Source organism: Dactylosporangium vinaceum (assembly GCF_019904175.1).
GTDB classification, from domain to species: Bacteria; Actinomycetota; Actinomycetes; order Mycobacteriales; family Micromonosporaceae; genus Dactylosporangium; species Dactylosporangium vinaceum.
Genome location: NZ_CP061913.1, coordinates 4,244,416 through 4,261,609, shown reverse-complemented (window position 1 = coordinate 4,261,609; position 17,194 = coordinate 4,244,416). Strand labels below are relative to the sequence as shown.

The 17,194-nt window shown below is 69.8% G+C and carries 16 protein-coding genes; 6 read left to right on the top strand and 10 right to left on the bottom strand.

The genetic code is table 11. From position 1 onward, the window contains the following. Nucleotides 1–237: 237 nt before the first annotated feature. Together Dvina_RS18845 and Dvina_RS18840 are read right to left on the bottom strand one after the other, a co-directional pair. Nucleotides 238–1,638 (bottom strand): sensor histidine kinase, encoded by a 1,401-nt coding sequence (locus Dvina_RS18845; protein ID WP_223103778.1) that lies wholly within the window; start codon nt 1,636–1,638, stop codon nt 238–240. Nucleotides 1,639–1,693: 55 nt separating this feature from the next. Next, nucleotides 1,694–2,368 (bottom strand): response regulator transcription factor, encoded by a 675-nt coding sequence (locus Dvina_RS18840; protein ID WP_223103777.1) that lies wholly within the window; start codon nt 2,366–2,368, stop codon nt 1,694–1,696. A 153-nt stretch (nt 2,369–2,521) separates the two neighbouring features. On the opposite strand from Dvina_RS18840, the gene Dvina_RS55210 reads away from it, so the two are divergent. Next, nucleotides 2,522–2,650 carry a hypothetical protein gene (locus Dvina_RS55210; RefSeq protein ID WP_281428392.1) on the top strand — a complete coding sequence of 43 codons (129 nt, stop codon included), beginning with the start codon at nt 2,522–2,524 and terminating at the stop codon, nt 2,648–2,650. Continuing rightward, nucleotides 2,650–5,127 carry an ABC transporter permease gene (locus Dvina_RS18835; protein ID WP_246656555.1) on the top strand — a complete coding sequence of 826 codons (2,478 nt, stop codon included), beginning with the start codon at nt 2,650–2,652 and terminating at the stop codon, nt 5,125–5,127. Before Dvina_RS55210 ends, Dvina_RS18835 begins: the two co-directional genes overlap by 1 nt. Nucleotides 5,128–5,303: 176 nt before the next feature. Here the strand turns inward: Dvina_RS18835 and Dvina_RS18830 are convergent, their stop codons facing one another. From Dvina_RS18830 to Dvina_RS18800, 7 genes are all read right to left on the bottom strand, one after another. Further along, a complete protein-coding gene (locus Dvina_RS18830; RefSeq protein ID WP_223103775.1) occupies nt 5,304–6,437 on the bottom strand; it encodes a hypothetical protein in 1,134 nt (377 codons plus the stop codon). Then, nucleotides 6,434–7,006: an RNA polymerase sigma factor gene (locus Dvina_RS18825; RefSeq protein WP_223103774.1), complete on the bottom strand. Its 573-nt coding sequence runs from the start codon at nt 7,004–7,006 to the stop codon at nt 6,434–6,436. Before Dvina_RS18825 ends, Dvina_RS18830 begins: the two co-directional genes overlap by 4 nt. Before the next feature lie 540 nt (nt 7,007–7,546). After that, nucleotides 7,547–8,005 carry a hypothetical protein gene (locus Dvina_RS18820; protein ID WP_223103773.1) on the bottom strand — a complete coding sequence of 153 codons (459 nt, stop codon included), beginning with the start codon at nt 8,003–8,005 and terminating at the stop codon, nt 7,547–7,549. A 664-nt stretch (nt 8,006–8,669) separates the two neighbouring features. Beyond that, nucleotides 8,670–8,957: a hypothetical protein gene (locus Dvina_RS18815; RefSeq protein ID WP_223103772.1), complete on the bottom strand. Its 288-nt coding sequence runs from the start codon at nt 8,955–8,957 to the stop codon at nt 8,670–8,672. 594 nt (nt 8,958–9,551) lie between these two features. After that, nucleotides 9,552–10,994, bottom strand: coding sequence for an MFS transporter (locus Dvina_RS18810; RefSeq protein WP_223103771.1), 1,443 nt, complete (start codon nt 10,992–10,994; stop codon nt 9,552–9,554). Between the two features lie 46 nt (nt 10,995–11,040). Then, nucleotides 11,041–11,532 (bottom strand): nuclear transport factor 2 family protein, encoded by a 492-nt coding sequence (locus Dvina_RS18805; RefSeq protein ID WP_223103770.1) that lies wholly within the window; start codon nt 11,530–11,532, stop codon nt 11,041–11,043. 215 nt (nt 11,533–11,747) lie between these two features. Beyond that, a complete protein-coding gene (locus Dvina_RS18800) occupies nt 11,748–12,716 on the bottom strand; it encodes an NmrA family NAD(P)-binding protein (protein ID WP_223103769.1) in 969 nt (322 codons plus the stop codon). Nucleotides 12,717–12,828: 112 nt separating this feature from the next. On the opposite strand from Dvina_RS18800, the gene Dvina_RS18795 reads away from it, so the two are divergent. Further along, a complete protein-coding gene (locus Dvina_RS18795; protein WP_223103768.1) occupies nt 12,829–13,269 on the top strand; it encodes a winged helix-turn-helix transcriptional regulator in 441 nt (146 codons plus the stop codon). A 95-nt stretch (nt 13,270–13,364) separates the two neighbouring features. On the opposite strand, the gene Dvina_RS18790 is transcribed toward Dvina_RS18795, so the two are convergent. Beyond that, nucleotides 13,365–14,441, bottom strand: coding sequence for a sigma-70 family RNA polymerase sigma factor (locus Dvina_RS18790; RefSeq protein WP_223103767.1), 1,077 nt, complete (start codon nt 14,439–14,441; stop codon nt 13,365–13,367). Nucleotides 14,442–14,714: 273 nt separating this feature from the next. On the opposite strand from Dvina_RS18790, the gene Dvina_RS18785 reads away from it, so the two are divergent. From Dvina_RS18785 to Dvina_RS18775, 3 genes are all read left to right on the top strand, one after another. Further along, entirely contained in the window at nt 14,715–15,629 is a 915-nt protein-coding gene (locus tag Dvina_RS18785; RefSeq protein ID WP_223103766.1) for an SDR family oxidoreductase, read from the top strand. Nucleotides 15,630–16,038: 409 nt separating this feature from the next. After that, complete coding sequence (locus Dvina_RS18780; RefSeq protein ID WP_223103765.1) at nt 16,039–16,488, top strand: DoxX family protein; 450 nt, start codon at nt 16,039–16,041, stop codon at nt 16,486–16,488. Nucleotides 16,489–16,595: 107 nt separating this feature from the next. Next, on the top strand, nt 16,596–17,108 hold the full coding sequence (locus Dvina_RS18775) for a hypothetical protein (RefSeq protein WP_223103764.1): 513 nt from the start codon (nt 16,596–16,598) through the stop codon (nt 17,106–17,108). Nucleotides 17,109–17,194: the final 86 nt, after the last annotated feature.

Genomic DNA, 17,194 nt, shown 5'->3' with positions numbered 1-17,194 from the left:
CGTACCCACGATCGTCCTCCCGGACGGCCCATTCCGCTGACGGCAGACCGCCGCTGTCTCCCTCGACGGACGCTCTGGAGCAGTGTCATTCGCGCATCGTCGGGCCTGTGCGCCGCAGCGCGACCCCGCTCGCAAGCACATCCGAGTCGCGATGCGCTGGTCTCCGCGGCTTGGCGCACGAGACGCAGGACGCGCGGCTCCCGGCGATGGCTGTGAGGCTACGCTGCGCCGCCTCGGTCACGCTCCTGGCAGTCGAGCCACGAACCTCGCGCCGGCGTCGCTGTCCTCAATGTGCAGCGTGCCGCCGTGCCGGATCGCGATGGCGCGGGCGAGCGTAAGCCCGAGGCCAGCACCGCCGGCGTCCCGCGCTCGTGCTTCGTCGAGCCGGACGAACCGGTCGAACACCCGCTCACGGAAAGGGTGGGCGACACCGGCGCCGTCATCGAGCACCTCCAGGACAACAGTCCCGTCCGACTTCGAGACGGTGACGCTGACGGTCGACCGGGCGTGCCGCACCGCATTGTCCAGCAGGTTCCGAAGCAGCCGTTCGAGCTGGACGGACTCACCGCGGACCAGCGTCGCTCCGGCCACCGTTGCCAGCACGGCCGGCCCGGTTCCGAGGGATCGCTCGGCCACCTGCTCCCTGACCAGATCGGTGAGGTCCACGAGATCGGACCGGGCGGGGCCATCGTCAACGGCCAACTGCAGCAGGTCAGCGGTGATCCGCTGCAAGCGGGACACTTCCAGCAAGGATCGCTCGGCCACCGCCGGCCAGTCAGCGCGGTCGCTGTGCGCGAGCGCGACCTCCAGGCCGGTCCGCAGACTCGCGAGCGGGCTGCGCAACTCGTGGCTGGCATCGGCGACGAACCGCCCCTGCCGGAGGTGGGCCTGATGGAGCCGGTCGAGCGTGTCGTTGGTGGTGACGGCGAGCCGGGCGACCTCGTCGTGGGAGCGTGGCACCGGCACGCGTCGGTCCAGTTGGTTCCCGCTCACCTCGGCCAACTCACGCCGAATCGCCTCGACCGGCCGCAGTGCCCTTCCCGACGCGAACCACGCGACAAGCGCGACGACGACGACCGCCAGCGGTACGAAACGGGCCATCGTGGTGTCGAACAGCCGAAGTACTTGGATTGTGGTCCAGGGCGGCACGAACAGATAGACGGTGAGACGGAGACTTCTGTCCCCCGAGCCGTCGAGGCCGGCGTTCAGCGTGGACCCGGTACGCCCCAGCGGCTCCACGAGGCTGGCGGGCACATTGTTCACAACCCGGCCGAGAACTGTGTACGCGCGAAACTCCCGCCAGTTCGGATGGGCATCGGACCGCAGCGTCACGGTGGTCGTCGTGGTCCAGTCGGGCGGAGCACCCATCGGCGCCGGTTCGGGAATACTCCATTGCGGCGTCAGCCGGACGATGGCGTCGCTGGTGACGACCGCCTTGCCCGAGTCGGCCACCACCACGAACATGGGGTCGCTCAAGACAGCGGCGGCCAGGGCGGTCCGGCCACCGCCGAGTGAGGCGACCCGGTAGGCCGACACCAGCTGGTCCAGGTCGTGCGCGGCCGTGTTCTTCGCCATGGCTGACAGCTCGTTCGCGACCAGGGCGTGCACCCCGAGTGCGCCGACGGTGAACAGGAGCATGCAGATCAGGGCCGCGGCGAGTGTGTTGCTGCGACGAACCGAGACGGGCCACAGCCTAATCATCGGAGACCATCCGGTAACCGACTCCGCGCACGGTGGCGATCGTGCGCCGCCCGAACGGTGCGTCCACCTTACGACGCAACGCGCTCACGTACACCTCGACGATGTTCGGATCGCCCTGATACGCCATGTCCCACACCTCGTCCAGGATCTCCCGCTTGGTGACCGCACTGCCGTCGTGGCGCAGCAGGCACTCCAGCACCGCGAACTCCTTCGTGGTGAGCGTTATGGGTTGACCGGCCCGCATGACTGTGCGCCTGGCCTGATCGACCGCGAGGTCGCCGAAGGTCAGTACCGATGAGCCTCCGGTGCGGCCGCGCCTGATGAGCGCCCGCAGCCGAGCTTGGAGGACCACGTACGAGAATGGCTTGCTGAGGAAGTCGTCGGCTCCGGTGTCCAGGGCTTCGGCCTCGTCGTACTCACCGTTCTTGGCGGTCAGCATCAGGACGGGCGTGGTGATTCCCTGCGTTCGAAGCTCGGCGCACACCCGGTATCCGTTCATCCTCGGCAACATGATGTCCAGGATGATCGCTTGATACGGGTTCGACATGGCCAGCTCGAGGCCGTCAGGGCCGTCATTGGCGACGTCCACGGCGTAGCCCTCGGCCACCAGGCCCCACCGGAGCGTCTCGGCCAACCGCTTCTCATCCTCCACGACAAGCACTCGCATCGCCGGATCTTCTCACGTCCGGCAACGACGAAAAGCCGCGATGCTGCAGGGGATTGACGGCTTCCTGAAGAATCCTTCAGGCGACTTCAGAATCGGTTCAGCCGGAGCCGACCATGCTCAACCGGACGACAGCAGACGATCCGGGAGAGCCCAGTGGACAGCAGCCTTGCCGCCTCGTACACCGACCACGGCGTGTTGCTGGCCGACGGCCGAATCGTCGGCCACCTGCGCCGGCCGACGCCCGATGCCGTCGTGTCGGCGCTGGCGAACCTGGGGGCGTGATGCTGAAGACCGTCATTGCCGGGCTGCGCAGGCCCGTGCGGCTCCTGCTGTCCGCGGTCGCGATCGCGCTGGGTGTGGCCTTCGTGTCCGGGTCGCTCATCCTCACCGACTCCGTGCGGGTCGGCGTGCACGCCGCCGTCGCCTGTCAGATGCGTGGGGTCGATCTCGAAATCACCAGTCCACGCGGCGTTCTCGACGACGCCTCCCTGGCGAGGGTTCGGCAGGTGGCCGGTGTCGGCGCCGCCGAGGGGCGCCTTCAGGTCAGCGCCCCCGTGAAGGTGGACGGCCGTGTGCGTGACGCCGGTGCGATGGCGGTGCCCGCAGACCCTCAGCTCCGCCCGTTCGATCTTGCCGGCGGTCGCCTACCCAGCAGCGCCGCTGAGGTTGCGACCGCGCAGGAGCTTCGGTACCGCACCGGGCAGAGCATCACCGTCTACGGCCGGGACGGCGCGGCACATGTGTTCTCCGTGGTCGGCACCTTCCACCGTCCCTTGGACGCGGGTATCGGTGCGCCACAGTTCTTGTTGTCCCTGGACGGGCTCCGGCAGCTCGCGCCGCAGGCGAACTACGGTCGCATCGACGTACGCGCGGCGCCCGGAGCGCACCTCGACGAATTGGCCAAGAGCCTGAACAGCGCGGTTCCCGGCACTCAAGTGGCGACCGCGGCGGATGCGGCCGGGAAGCTCATCGCCGAGGCGGCGCCGGGCTCAGCCGGCCTCACGGGATTCTTCTCCGCGTTCGCGGTGCTGTCGGTGATCGTGGCCGGGTTGGTCATCGTGAACTCCTTCACGATCCTGGTCACGCAGCGGACTCGGGAGCTCGCACTGCTGCGATGTGTCGGGGCCGGCCGGGGCCAGGTGTTCGGCAGCGTGCTGGCCGAGGCGGCAGTGGTGGGTGCGGCCTCGTCGGTCGTGGGCCTGGCCGGTGGCATCGGGGTCGCTGCCGCGTTGCAGGCGATCGCCAACGACCCATCCATCGGGGTGTACGTGCCACTCAGCGCTCGAACCGCTGTCGAATCGGTGATGATCGGCGTGCTGGTGACGGTCCTGGCCGCGGTACTCCCGGCGCGGTTGGCGACGCGGGTCGCTCCGGTGGCAGCACTGCGCAGCCGGCACGAGACTCCCACCGGCCGGGCCGGCCGGGCGCGTGCCGCCGTCGGGATCGTGTCACTGCTGACCGGTGTCGGCGCGGGCGTGCTCGCCACGCTCGTGGAAACGTCGAGCAAGGGCGCGCTGATGGTGCTCGCGATGACCGCGCTGCTGCTCGCGGTGCTGACGTTCGGGCCGCTGCTGATCGGGCCGGTCGTGCGGGTGCTGAGCGCAGCGTTCGCGCCGGTGCTGGGGTACCCGGCGAAGCTGGCGGCGCTCAACGCCGACCGCAATCCTCGGCGCACAGCCGCCACTGCGGCGGCGCTGACGATCGGCCTGGCCGTCGTCACACTGATCACCACAATGGCGTCGGGAGTGGAGGTCGGCAATAGCCGGGGCCTGGACAATGAACTGGCCGCGAACTACACGGTGACCATGGCCGTGTCCAACCGGTCGCTTCCCGCCGACCTGGCGACGACGCTCGCCCGGATACCCGGGGTTGCGTCGACCGCGACGAGGAAGTCGTTTTCGGGCGACCTCGGCTCGCTCGGCCCGTACTCCATGGCGGCCGTGCAGGCCGGCGCCTTGGGCAGTCTGCTGCACCCGCCCGTGCTGAGCGGCACGCTCGACCGATTCGGCGCAGGTGATCTCGCCGTGAGCAGCGAACTGGCCAGGATTACTGCTCTCAAAGTGGGTGACACCGTGCGGGCCGCACACGGCGGCACAGTACCGCTGCGCGTGACGGCCATCTACGACAGCATTCGGGCCCCGAGTCTCGATCTCGGTCTCGCGTTCGTCGATCTCTCGCAACAACAAGCGATCGCCTCACACGGCAGCCCCGCATACGACGAGAGCGTACTGGTGCGACTGTCCCCGACGGCCGACGCGGACCGGGTTCGGGCCGCGCTGACGCAAGCACTGTCCGCAGAGCCACTGGCCCAGCTCAACAGCATCGCCGACCTCAAGCAGCAGATGGTCGCGCCGCTGCGGTCCACCCTGAACCTGATGTGGGCGCTGACCGCGCTGGCGGTGCTGATCGCGTTCGCAGGCGTCGCCAACACGATGTCGCTGTCGGTGATCGAACGCACCCGCGAGTCCGCGCTGCTGCGCGCACTGGGCCTGACCAAACGACGACTTGGCGCCACCGTGATGACCGAGTCGGTACTCGTAGCGCTGTTCGGCGCCGCATGCGGACTGGTGGTCGGCATCGTCTCGGCCTGGCTGTTCGCTCGCGTCGCGTCGACCGACGCCCGCCCGATCGCGTTCGCCCTGCCCTGGGGCCGGCTGGGCATTCTGGTGGCCGGAGCAGTGCTCGCCGCTGCGCTGGCGACACTGGCACCCGCGCGGCACGCGGCACGCGGCACGCGCACCTCGGCGATGACCACCTGAATGCATGGACCGGCTGTCACGCTATCGGGCAGCGCAGCCAGCCGCTCTCGATCGACCTCTCCCCGGCGAACGGCGGTGCGGGCCGCCTGGAGAGGCGGCCCGCACCGTTACCGATTGCCGCGTATCGGCGGTAGCCCCTGCCGGCGGGTGTCGCCGGTGATCGCCAAGTCGCCGGCCTAGAGGTCGGCCGTCGTCACACGGGAGGACTCGTACGTCGTGGAGGCTTCGGGAAGGCCCGGCACGGTGGACACGTCCTTGACAAGCATGCCGGTCTCGGCGTCGACGGTCAGCACCTCGCTGCCCTGGCCGCCGAACACCTCGGGGCCGGCGGTGATCGTCAGCGTGGCCTTGCCGCCGATGGTCGAGTCCGTGACGCTGACCGCGGAGATGGTGGACAGCAGACGCAGCACACCCACCCGGACCTGTGTGTTGCCATCGCCTGCGGACAGCGCTTCGGTACTGTACGTCCACACGGCGTTGTCGAAATGCTGCTCGACGGCCTGCGGGCTGTACGGCTTCGGCGCGGCGCTGCCGCCCTTCTGCCGAATGATCACCTGGGCGGCCGCCTGTTGCCTGTCCCACTCTGCCTGCTGCGCCGCAGGGTCGAGGCCGACCAGCGGATCCTTGGCCGCTTTGAGCATCCGGGTCCGGCCGTCGGCGGGGCTGCTGTCCGCCGCGGCGACGGCCGCCTCGAGGAGCGGAGCGTAGCCGCCGTCCTTCATCTGGTCCTGGTGACGGGTGATGGCACGCCTGATGTCCGGCACGCTGTTGCCTGTGTAGATCTCGTGGCCGTCGGTGTAGAGCGTGTACACGACCTGTTTGGTCGTCGTGCCGTTGACCTGGGTCGCCTTGACCAGCCACGCGTTGCCGGTCGATGCGGTCATCGTCTTGATGTTCCCGGCCAGGATCAGCAGCGGCGCACGCTCGCCGGACCCCTCGACGGTGGCCGGCCCTCCGGCGGCCGGCGCATCCTTGTCGGCCACCGCGCTCCCGGTCGCCGACAAGTTGAGTGCCAGAGCGACGACCGCCCCCGCGGCGGCGACCCCGGCGCCGATGCCGAACCGGCCCGCAATGCCGATCTTTCGACGGCGCCGCGGCGCCGGGCCCGACCCGCGGCCCCGCGTGGTCGTCGTCTCCGTCGTGGAATCCGTCTCCATAGATGTGCCCTCCGCTGCTATCGTGCCCGGCAACCGCATGGTCCCGGGGTCGGCCATCGCTGCTCGCAGCACCGCTCGCGCCTGCCGATACGCCTCCGGGCGCAGTGGTTGCGCGCTGCCCAGCTCACCGACCAGATCAAGCTCGTCGGTCATCGGTGTCTCTCCTTCGCGCTGTTGCGATCCTTCAGAAGCGCGGACACCCCCGGTGCGTCGCGCAGCGCCGCTCTGGCCTGGCCCAGCAGTCGCCGGGCGGTGCCGGCCGGCATGCCCAGCGCCCGCGCGGCGTCGGCTGCCGTCAGGTCCTCCCAGGCGACGAGCCGCAGGACCTCCAGCTCTTCGGGTTTGAGCCGCATCAGGGCTGACCGGAGCACGGTCCGGGCATCGACGCCGAGGTCGACCGCCGGCCACGGATCCCAGCCGGAAGCCAACCCTGTCACGTCCGCGACCAACTCCTCGACCGGCCGGGACCGCCAGTAGCGACGCAATCGGTTCAGCGCCACCCCGTACAGCCATGGTCGCGCGTTGTCGCACGAGCGGTCGTACGACGCCCGTGACTCGAACGCCGCCACCCAGACTTCGCCCAGGAGGTCCTCGGCCGCATCGCGCCCCGCCCGACGAGCGAGGTAGGAGCCGACCGCGACCTCATGGCGCTCGACCACTTCCACGAAGGCGTCGACGTCGCCATCGAGCGACCGGCCGATCAAATCCGCATCCGATGCCATGGGCCTCCTCGGCAAACTCCGCGCTTCCAACCTGTCATTGCCGATCGGTCGGCAAAGTGTTCAGGCTCGAAGACACGAGGTTCGCCCTCCGCTGCATCACGCGACGATAGTGTTCACGAAGAGTGAGCGCCGCCGGCAGGCGGTGGGGCTGTCGACCATCGGCCCGCGAGGGCCGAAGCACCACCACGCTGCTCGGCGGCGCAGACTCAGCGTCGCGCAGCCGCCCGGCCGGCGGGGATGCCGTCACACGGCGTGACAGCGTCGTGATCTTTACGGGCGATCGGTGGCATGTGCGGATACCGCTTGGTCGTCGAGGGCCAACGAGTCGGGCGGTGCCAGGCATGGGGACGCTGCCGAGGCGTGAGTCATTGCGCCCCGATCCTGCTGCTGGTGGCATTCATCATCCACACCCGTACCTGCACCCATGACCGTCAGCAAGCAGCATCTTGTCATCCGAAGCGAGAGACCTATTCGATGAGTGCGTCGAGGTCGGCTGACCGCGTCTCCACCAGCGTCGACGCCGCAGCGAGTTCGAGCGTGTCATTCCAGCGCGTCTCGCGCATCCGCGTCGTCGGCCGGCTTGCTCAGTTCGAACATTCCAACGGAGTTCACGTACCACGTCGCCTGCATTCCGGTTGGCCGCTGACGTGCTCGTCGTACTGACTCAGCGTCGTCCAAGCGGGGCGAGCCCGGCACCTCGAAGTAGATGATGCCGTCCAGGACCTCCGGGCGCAGGCCGACGGTAGTGAGAAACTGTGCTGCAGCGTCGCACGTCTCCGCGGTAGGGACGATGTACGCGCGTCCGCTGTCATTCTCGCAGCAGCTTCGCGTATCGCACACAGCCCAGAGATTGGCAAGTAGGCCAGCTACGCCTCGATCAACGCAAGCTTCTTTGCCGTGCGCTCGAAGATGAACCTGGCGGTGGCTGACCGCAATCAGCCCGCCGTTGGTCTTCCGGCAGGCCGGACACAACGGGTAAGGTCCCAGCACAACCTGCATCGCGCTGCCCTCTATCGAGTAGGTCGAGCATCAAGTCCCAGCTCGCACCCGAAGCGTAGCCATCGCCGCAAATAGCCGCTGCCCCGGTCGACCGCCAGATAGGGTCCTGGCGCCGCATCAAATCACCAGCAAGCCCACGGGCACCGGGCAATCCCCGGCCGGACAGGAAGCCTCGGCGCCCTGCAGGCTGTCACTCCCCGTGACGACCGCCGATCCGCTGGCGCGCGACTGCGGCATAGCGCAGCCCACTGACCCAGCGGCAGCGGACCCATCCAATCCGCCGCCGCCCGAGTCGTCGCAGGCTGGGAATTCGGCGATGGCCAGGCGTGGTCGGCGATCGTCGAACTGGCCGACGACCACCGGCCGCCGACCACCTGAGCCGACCAGTCCCACGCCCCGGCGGCCCGGCTGCAAGCCGCGCTCCAGGAGAAACTCGGCCAGCGCATCCGCCCGGTGGTCTGACCGAAGTCCACCCCGGTGCCCGCTGGGGCATCGTCCAGCCAGTTCCTGGTCGCTGTGGAAACCATTCACGGCTGACCGGCTCGCCTGCCGGCCCACGGCCGCGCCTGTGCAGGCGGCGGCCTCGTCGATCAGTTCGCTGCTCGCCCATGGCCTGGCCCTCAGGCACGTACGGTCGACCGCCTGCGACAGCTTGTTGCCCTGGTCAGAAGGGGGGTGCGTCCTGGCCCATCAGCGCCAGCGTGACGCCCCCTTTTCCGCTCTTGCGGCTCTGTACCACGACCGTGCCGGTGCTGCCGTCGGCCAGTTCCAAGGTGAAAGTCTTGCCAACCGCGTCCTTCGGGCCGTTGCCGGCGTCGTTCGCGGGCCGGAAGTCCCCGGCCCACGGCGGGACTCCGCCGTTGCGCCCAGGCTCGGCGAAGAGTGCGGCGGTTCCGAGGGTTCTGGTGCCGTCCGAGGAAAGCAGCGTTGCAGCACTGCGAAAGGTAGCCATATAGGACACAGGCTACCGCGAACGAGGCCCGTTGGTGCGACGGACATCGCGCCATAACGCGAGCGGCGGCTCCGACCATGTTGCCCGGCGACGTTCACGCCACCCGATGTGGGGGCGAAGAGTACGACGACCCGATGAAGCCCGTCGCCGAAACGTCTGCGCCGCGAGCCGGGCGGCTGATGACAGCGGCCAGGGTCCATCCACGGGCCGGGACGTGCGGGAGTTGATGCACGCCGTCCGTCGCCGGCTCCGCCCCGGTGGCGACTCACAGCCGGACGACGGCGATCTGGTGGTGTCACCCCAGCGGGAGCGGAGGATGACGGTGACCGGCCGTGGGGTGATCGCTGATCCGGAGCTGTCTCCCGATCTGTCACGCGGCCACGAAATCTTCCGTCGGACGGTGGCTCAACGGCATGCTGGGTCGTCCACGGTCGCCGCTTCCGCCGGGCGTGGCGGGAATCGGCTTGGCGGCGAGGGTACATCGGCGACTCGGCCGGCGCCGAGGCGCTCATGAGCGCCACGCAGGCCGTGGACGGTGCGCTCACAGCGCGAGCACGATCTCCCGCCGGCTCGCGCTGTGAGCGGGCGCTGCCGTCAGTCGTGGGCCGGCTCGCGGGCCGGCTCCAGCAGTACGACTGGCGACCGGGCGGTCCGGGCCCCGCCGGGTGCGGCCAGACCGCTGACTGCACCGGCCAGCGACAGCACGGTACAGGCGATCATCGCGGCGGTGAACCCGTGGCCGAACGCCTGGATGGACTTGTAGCCGCCGTACTCGGCGAACGCGGCGACGACGACGGCGACGCCCAGGGCCCCACCGAGCTGGCGCATGGTGCTGTACGCGCCGGACGCCTTGCCCACGTCGCGCGGCTCGACGCCGCTGAGGGCCGCGCTCTGCGTGGCCGGCAGGGACATGGCCACGCCGGCTCCGGACAAGACGAGCGGTGCGATAAGACGCCAGTAGGCCATGCCGGGGTCGGCGATCACAGCGATCCAGGCCATCGCGGCCGCGTGCAGGCCCAGGCCGGCGATGATGAACGGCCGCTCGCCGATGCGGCGGATGAAGGCGCCGGCGACCTGCGGCACGATGAAGGCGATCGCGCCCCACGGCATGAGCCCGAATCCGGCCCGCATCGGGCTGAAATTCAGGCCGGTCTGGAGAAACTGGGCCATGAAGAACAGTGCGCCCAGGGCCGAGCCCCAGTGGAAGAAGATCGCCGCATTGCCGGCCGAGAACGCCCGCGAGCGGAACAGACGCAGTGGAAGCATCGGCTCGGGCGCGCGCTGCTGCCACCATACGAATGCGAGGGCCAACAGCAGACCGGCGACGAAGGTGGAGACGACCTCGGTGCTGCCCCAGCCGGCGGTGTTTCCACGCACGAGCGCCCAGACAAGGCCGAGCGCGGCCAGCGTGGCCAGCAGCACGCCGGCCAGGTCCAGCTTGGCCCTCGGACCGAACGACTCCTCGAGGCTCCGCCTCCCGATCGGGATCAGCACCAGTGCGACCGGCACGTTGATCCAGAAGATCCAGGGCCAGGAGACTCCGGTGACGACCGCTCCGCCGAGCAGCGGCCCGACCGGTACCGCCAGCCCGGCCACGCTCGAGAAGACCCCGAGCGCGGCGGCTCGCCGGGCTGCGGGGATCGCCGTGCCGAGCAGGGCCAGCGTCAGCGGCATCACCAGGGCGGCGCCGGCCCCCTGGACCGCCCGGGCCGCGATCAGCGTGGCCACGTTTGGTGCGAGTGCGCAACCGGCCGATGCGGCCGCGAACACAGCCAGTCCGGTGATGAACATGCGACGCCGGCCGAACCGGTCGCCGAGCGCGGCGGCCGTCATCAGCAGGACGGCGAAGGCCAGCACGTAGGCGGTGACGGTCCATTCCAGCTCCGCGACCGAGGCGTGCAGCGCGGAGCGGATCGCGTCGAGGGCCGTCGTGACGATCAGCGAGTCCAGGGTCACCATCATGCCGGCGACTGCGGTCACGGCCACGACTCGGCGCTGGGTCTTGCTCAGCGCCGGCGCGGTGTTCTCGGGTGACATCGTGTTCCTCCGATGTGCGGTACGTGAGCGGTCCGTCGATTGCACGTCAGGCATGCGCGGCGGCGGCTTCGCCGTGGCGGGGCAGCGGCCGCAGGATGCCGTCAGGAAATCCGATGAGGCCGTGCGCGAACATGCGGCGATGGGCGATGCGCCATCCGGCCGGGGTCCGGACGAAACTGTCGACGTAGCGGGCCAGGAGGACCGGGTCGACCGGCGCGTCTGGCATGCGGTGCCAAGCGTGGACGTAGGCCGTCGTCTCCGCATGGTCCGCGTCCGGGAACGCGATGAGCACGTTGGAGATGTGATGGCTGGTCGTCGTGCCGGCCGGGAGGCGGCGAGTGAGCCAGTCGACCACCGCGGCGGCCGAGCGCAGCGTGTCGTCCTCGCCGATGCCGTACTCGGCCAGGCAGTCGTCGGTGAACACCCCGGCGACGGAGGCGAAGGCGCGCTCGTCGACGAGGCGGGCGTACGTGTGCAGAACCGCCGTGATGGCCGTCCGGTCGGCGAGCTCGCGGACCAGGGTGATGTCGCTGGACATGGCTTCTCCTCATGCTGTTTGTCGCTGCCATGAGGTTGACCCCGCCGCGACCCGAAACGGGGCGGTGGGCGATCACCGACATCGGCTGGCTCCCCAGGGGGCGGCTTCGCCGTTGCGCAGCCACAGCACCGCACCGAGCCTCGTCGGCTCCGGCAGCGACGTCGCCGACGTCACCACCTGGGTCATGGGCTCGGTCTTTCGTCATGCGAGCAGCCTCACCGGCCGGCCACCGTCAGGTACGAGCGCAGCGCCAGGCCACCGAGCCGGGCGCCGAGGCTCGCCGCCGGCTCGGCGTGGAAGGCCGGCAGGAACGTCGTGCGGATGAACTCCTCGGCGGTGGTCGGTGTGGTGTTGTCGGCGGAGCGCGCCTCGGCCCGTACGGCGCCGCTGTCGATGCCGCGGCAGACGCCGAGCAGGCCGTCGGCGGCGCTGGGCGTCAGCGCGCCCGAGCTGGTCACGCCCTTGTGGAGCACGGAGTCGGAGAGGCGGACGTAGCGCAGGCCCGGCCGGCCGATCGCCCCGCCGATCAGCCGCGTGACCTCGGTCATCGTGTAGTCGCGCGGGCCGTTGAGGTAGCGGATCCGATGCCCGGTGAAGGTGGGCTCCAGCAGATACGGCAACGCCGCCGCCGCGATGTCCGTGGCCGCGATCATCGGGAACGCCACATCCGCCCCGATGGCCAGCCCGTTGATGCCGGCGGACTTGATCAGGGCGCTGCCGAACATGAAGTTCTCCATGAACCAGACCGGCCGCAGGAACACCGCGTGCACGCCGTCGATCGCCCGCAGCCCCTCCTCGAACCAGTGGCAGCCGATCACGCCGCCGAATCCCTCGTCCAGCTCCGCCCCCCAGGTGCTCAGCATGACGACGTTCGGCACGCCGCTGGCCCGGACGGCGGCGAGCTGTGCGTCGACGTTGCGGCGCTGCTCGCCGTTGACGTCAGGTGAGCGCAGATTGATCGGCGTCAGCACGAACGCGGCGCGAGCCCCGGTCAGTACGCCGGTGAGGAACCGGCTGTCGTCCAGTGCGCCCACCCGCACGTCGGCGCCTCGGGCAGCCAACGGCTGCAGGGCGGACCCGCTGCGGCTCACCGCGCGGACCCGGCGGCCGGCGGTGAGGAGCCGGTCAGCGATCCGGCTGCCGACTCGGCCGGTCGCGCCAAGTACCGCAATCACGTCATCCATGTTGCCCTCCCCGTGTTGTATTTACTTGCATGACGCTAGCGACTCCCGTTCTATCATGCAAGTAGAGTGGGAACCTGATAGTCTCTCGCGGCCCGGCGGATCGGTGGGAAGCATGCTTGGACGGACGTACGACAGCCAGAACTGCTCGATCGCCCGCGCGCTCGAGGTGGTGGGCGAGCGGTGGAGCCTGCTCATCCTGCGCGATGCGATCTTCCGCGGGACCACGCGCTTCAGCGACTTTCAGCGCGTCCTCGGCCTCGCGCCGAACATCCTGACCAACCGTCTCGACACCTTCGTCACGGCCGGCCTCATGCGGCTCGGCAACCGCGAGTACTTCCTGACGGCCAAGGGCCTGGATCTCGGGCCGACGCTCATCGCACTCACCGAGTGGGGCGACCGCTGGGCCGCGCCGGACGGACCGCCGATCATCTACCGCCACGGCGGCTGCGGCGGCGAGGTCCGGCTGGACGTGCGCTGCGCCCGGTGCGGCACGGCCCCGGCCACGGCCGACGTGCTGGCCGAACCCGGGCCGGGCATTGGCAACGTCGGGTAACAGCCCTGCGATCGACCGGCGCGAACCACCCTCGGCGGGCCGCCGGAGTCCTTTTAACGGTCAGCGAGCCCGACTGTGGCCGGGCCGGCCCGCTCTCACCACTGAGCGAGGGTGCGGGGCAGGCCGAAGTACGGGGCGACCACCGTCTCGAACCGGGTGAGCTCATGGATGCGGTCTCCGGACAGGCCGACCACGATCACGCCGGCGAGGTGCAGACCGCCAGTGATCCGGTCACGAAGGTACTCGCCCCACGCCGGCTGGCCGTTCGCCCGCACCGGTACCATCCGATCGACACCGCCGATACCGGCCCGGATCACGCTGAAGAAGCGGTGCAGCGCGTCGCTGCCGCGGTACTCGAACGGCAGCGGAGGCATCCGCACCCACGCGTCATCGGTCATGAGCGCGACAAGCGCGTCGACGTCGAGCACGGTGAACGCCTCGACGAAACGGTCGAGGAGCGCCCGCTCCGCCGCCGAACCGGGCGGCGGAGGCGACCCGGCGGGCCGCGACGCCTGCAGGGTGGCCCGGGCCCGCTTGAGGGCGCTGTTGACGGCATCCTCGGTGAGCCCGAGCAGTCCGGCAACCTCACGGGCGCGATATCCGAGCACGTCACGCAGCAGCAGTACCGCCCGCTGATTCGGCGGCAGCAACTGCACGGCGGTGATGAACGCCAGCGAGATCGCCTCGCGGGTCTCGTACTGCGCCTCGGGCCCCGGCGCCGCGTCGGTGACCCCGTCGAGCAGCGCGTCGGGGTACGGCTGCAGCCACAGCACCTCACCCAGTCGCGTCGGCTCCGGCAACGGCGCGGACGGCACCGTGACCGCCGCCGTCCGGGCGGCGGAGCGCAGGTGGTTGAGGCACCGGTTGGTGGCGATGCGGTACAGCCACGTGCGCAGCGAGGATCGCCCCTCGAACCCGGCAAGGCCGAGCCAGGCCGACAGCAGCAACTCCTGCACCGCGTCCTCGGCGTCCTGCAGCGAGCCGAGCATGCGGTAGCAGTGCAGGAGCAGCTCGCTACGGTGTGGTCGCACCAGCTCGTCAAATGCCTGCCGGTCGCCCGCCTGCGCCCGGTGCAGCAGTTCTGCCGGCACCGCCACCTCCTTCACGAAATCCCGGATCGCCTGCTCGCCGCGCCCGCCCGTTCCGAGCGGAGTCGGTCGTGCTTTCGTCATGCCGGTAGCGTCACCGACCGGCTACTGCCGGGTCAGGCATCTTACTTGCATCAAGCTAGCGATAATGCTTTTGTGATGCAAGTCGACTCGGCGACCGTAATGCCGGACCCAGTCCGGCGGAGGAACTGGGCGGTCCCCCACCGCCCAGTTCCTCGCCGTCGCTGCCTCTGTAGCTGTGACCGAAGGTTGCGCGGACGCAGGCCTGATGCCCGTGCCATGACCGGGCACCGGGCGCGCCGAACCGGCAATCATCACAGCAACATGGGAGACGACATGACAGCTCCAAGCACGCCCCAGGGCGCGATCCTCGTCACGGGCGCCGGCGGACTGGCCGCATCGGCCATCGTGCGCGCGTTTGTCCAGTCCGGGCAGCCCGTCCGGGCGCTCGTCCGGAATCCGGCGAAGGCCGCCAGGTTTGCGGCGTTCCCGCTCGTCGAGGTCGTCGAGGGCGACATGGCGCGCCCGGAGACGCTGACCCGGGCGCTCGCCGGGGTGGACCGGGTCCTCCTGGCCTCGTCGCCCGACCCGCACATCGTCGAGACACAGACCGCGTTCATCGACGCCGCGGCGAAGTCGGGCGTGCAGCACATCGTCAAGTTCTCCGGTCTGAGCGCTGCCGACGTGGACTCCTCATTCGTCTTCGCCGACATGCACGCGAAGATCGAGCAGCATCTCGAACATTCGGGTGTCGGGTGGACACACCTGCGTCCGTCACAGTTCATGACGGAGTACCTTCGCGAGTGGCCCACCATCCTGGCCCAGGGCGCCCTGTTCCTACCGTTGCAGGACGCCAGGCTGGCGCCCGTCGACGTCGTCGATGTCGCCCGGGCCGCCCGGCTGCTGCTGACCACGCCGGGGCACGCGGGAAAGACATACGCGATGTCCGGGCCCGAGGCTCTGAGCATGGCCGAGATCGCCGAGCGGGTGAGCGACGCCGTCGGGCGGGAGATCCGGTACGTCGCCGTCACCCGCGAGCAGCGCAAGCAGGCGCTGCTGGCGGCCGGCGTTCCGCCGTTCTTCGTCGACGCGCTCGATGCCCAGGCGGGCGAACGGCTGAGGGGCGCCGAGTCGGTGGTGCACCCTGAGACCCACACGGCCCTCGGCATTCGGCCCACGACGTTCGCCGAGTTCGCCCGCCGCAACGCCGGCGCCTTCCTCGGCGAACTGGCCTACGTGGGACTGACGTGACTTCCTGACGGAGTGCCGCCACCTGCTCCGCGGACCCGGCCGACCCGGACCGGCTGCGGAGCAGGTGGTCGGGCCGGCGCCGCGTCGAATGCGTCGAATCAAGGCCGCAACCGATTGCCCGTCTGCTCGACTCCGTTCGTCAGGCCGATGCACCCTCCCCGCCGGACCCAGCCACCGCACCGGCGGCAGCGTGAATCTTTCACTCGGCCGGCAGGCTCAGCGATGGCGTCGACGCGCCCAGGTTCCCAGGCAGGACACAGGCAGACGGCAAGCCGGTCAACCGCAATGTCCGGAGCAGCGGTCCGGGCCACTCGCACGAGGCGCCAATTCAATCGATTGACATCAATTGTGCGCTGCCCTAATACATAGGCGAACGCGAGTTGAACGCGTGACGACTGGAGGGTTCGGTATGCGCAGCAACCGCTTGACAGAGGCCATCTGGGCACTGTTCCGGATCGTGATCGGGCTCCTGTTCGCCCTGCACGGGGCGTCGACGGTGTTCGGGATTTTCGGTGGCAACCGGGGCAGCGGGCACGCCGCCGCGGTGGGCACCTGGCCGGGCTGGTACGCCGGCGTCATTCAGCTGACATGCGGGCTGCTGGTGCTGGTCGGTCTCCTGACAGTGCCGGCGGCCGTGCTGGCCTCCGGGTCCATGGCGTACGCGTACTTCACGGTGCACCAGCCGAACGGGCTGCTGCCTCTGCAGAACGGCGGCGACGCTCCGGCCCTGTTCTGCTGGGCGTTCCTGGCCATCGCCGTGGTCGGTGCCGGGCCGTGGTCGCTCGACGGCCTGCGCCGCGCCCGCGGCACGGCGGCGTCTCCCGCGACCGACAGCGGGACCGCCGTCTCGGTGACATGACAGCGGACGGAGTGCCTGTCCGACCATGGGAACGACCAGTGCTCCGGCTCGGGCCGGCCGAGCCGGCACTGAGGTGCCCAAACCGCGACACCCCTACAGTTCTGCGTATGGACTTCAGCGATCCCGAGATACCGGCCTGGTTCTGGTTGGTCATCGATGCGGCCGGCCACCGGCTCGATGTGCTGGAGTCGTGGCTGATGCAGCAGCCGAAAGACGTGGTCGTGGCGTACGGGCAGGCATATGTCGTGGCCGCCGCCGATCTCGTCGAAGGGTATTTCGCCGACGGGGTGCTCGTCGACGCAGACGTGTGGTCGGAGGACTCGACCGAGGACCTGTGCACCTGGGTCGTCGGGCAGGGGCGGGAGCTGTGCGCCCGGGTCGCCTCGGGAGACCTGCCGCTGTCCGACGCGGCCCAGATCTATCTCGGCCGGGTGCCGGGCAGCGTGCCGTGGGCCTTGGACGCGAGCGGCACGACAGTCGTGAAGAGTCCGTGGCGGATCGAGGGCACCGTCTACTGGAACCGGTTCGACGAAGAACTGCTGGCGGTGCTCAACTCGAACGAGATCCTCTTCGCCGGCCCGCCCGACGTCGAACCGGAGTCGCTGCCCTCGTTGCCATAGCACCACCGGCGCAACGACGCGGCACACGAAGGCGCCGATGTGACCAGGACGAGGGCTCGGGCCTTTCAGCACACAGCGAAGCTGCG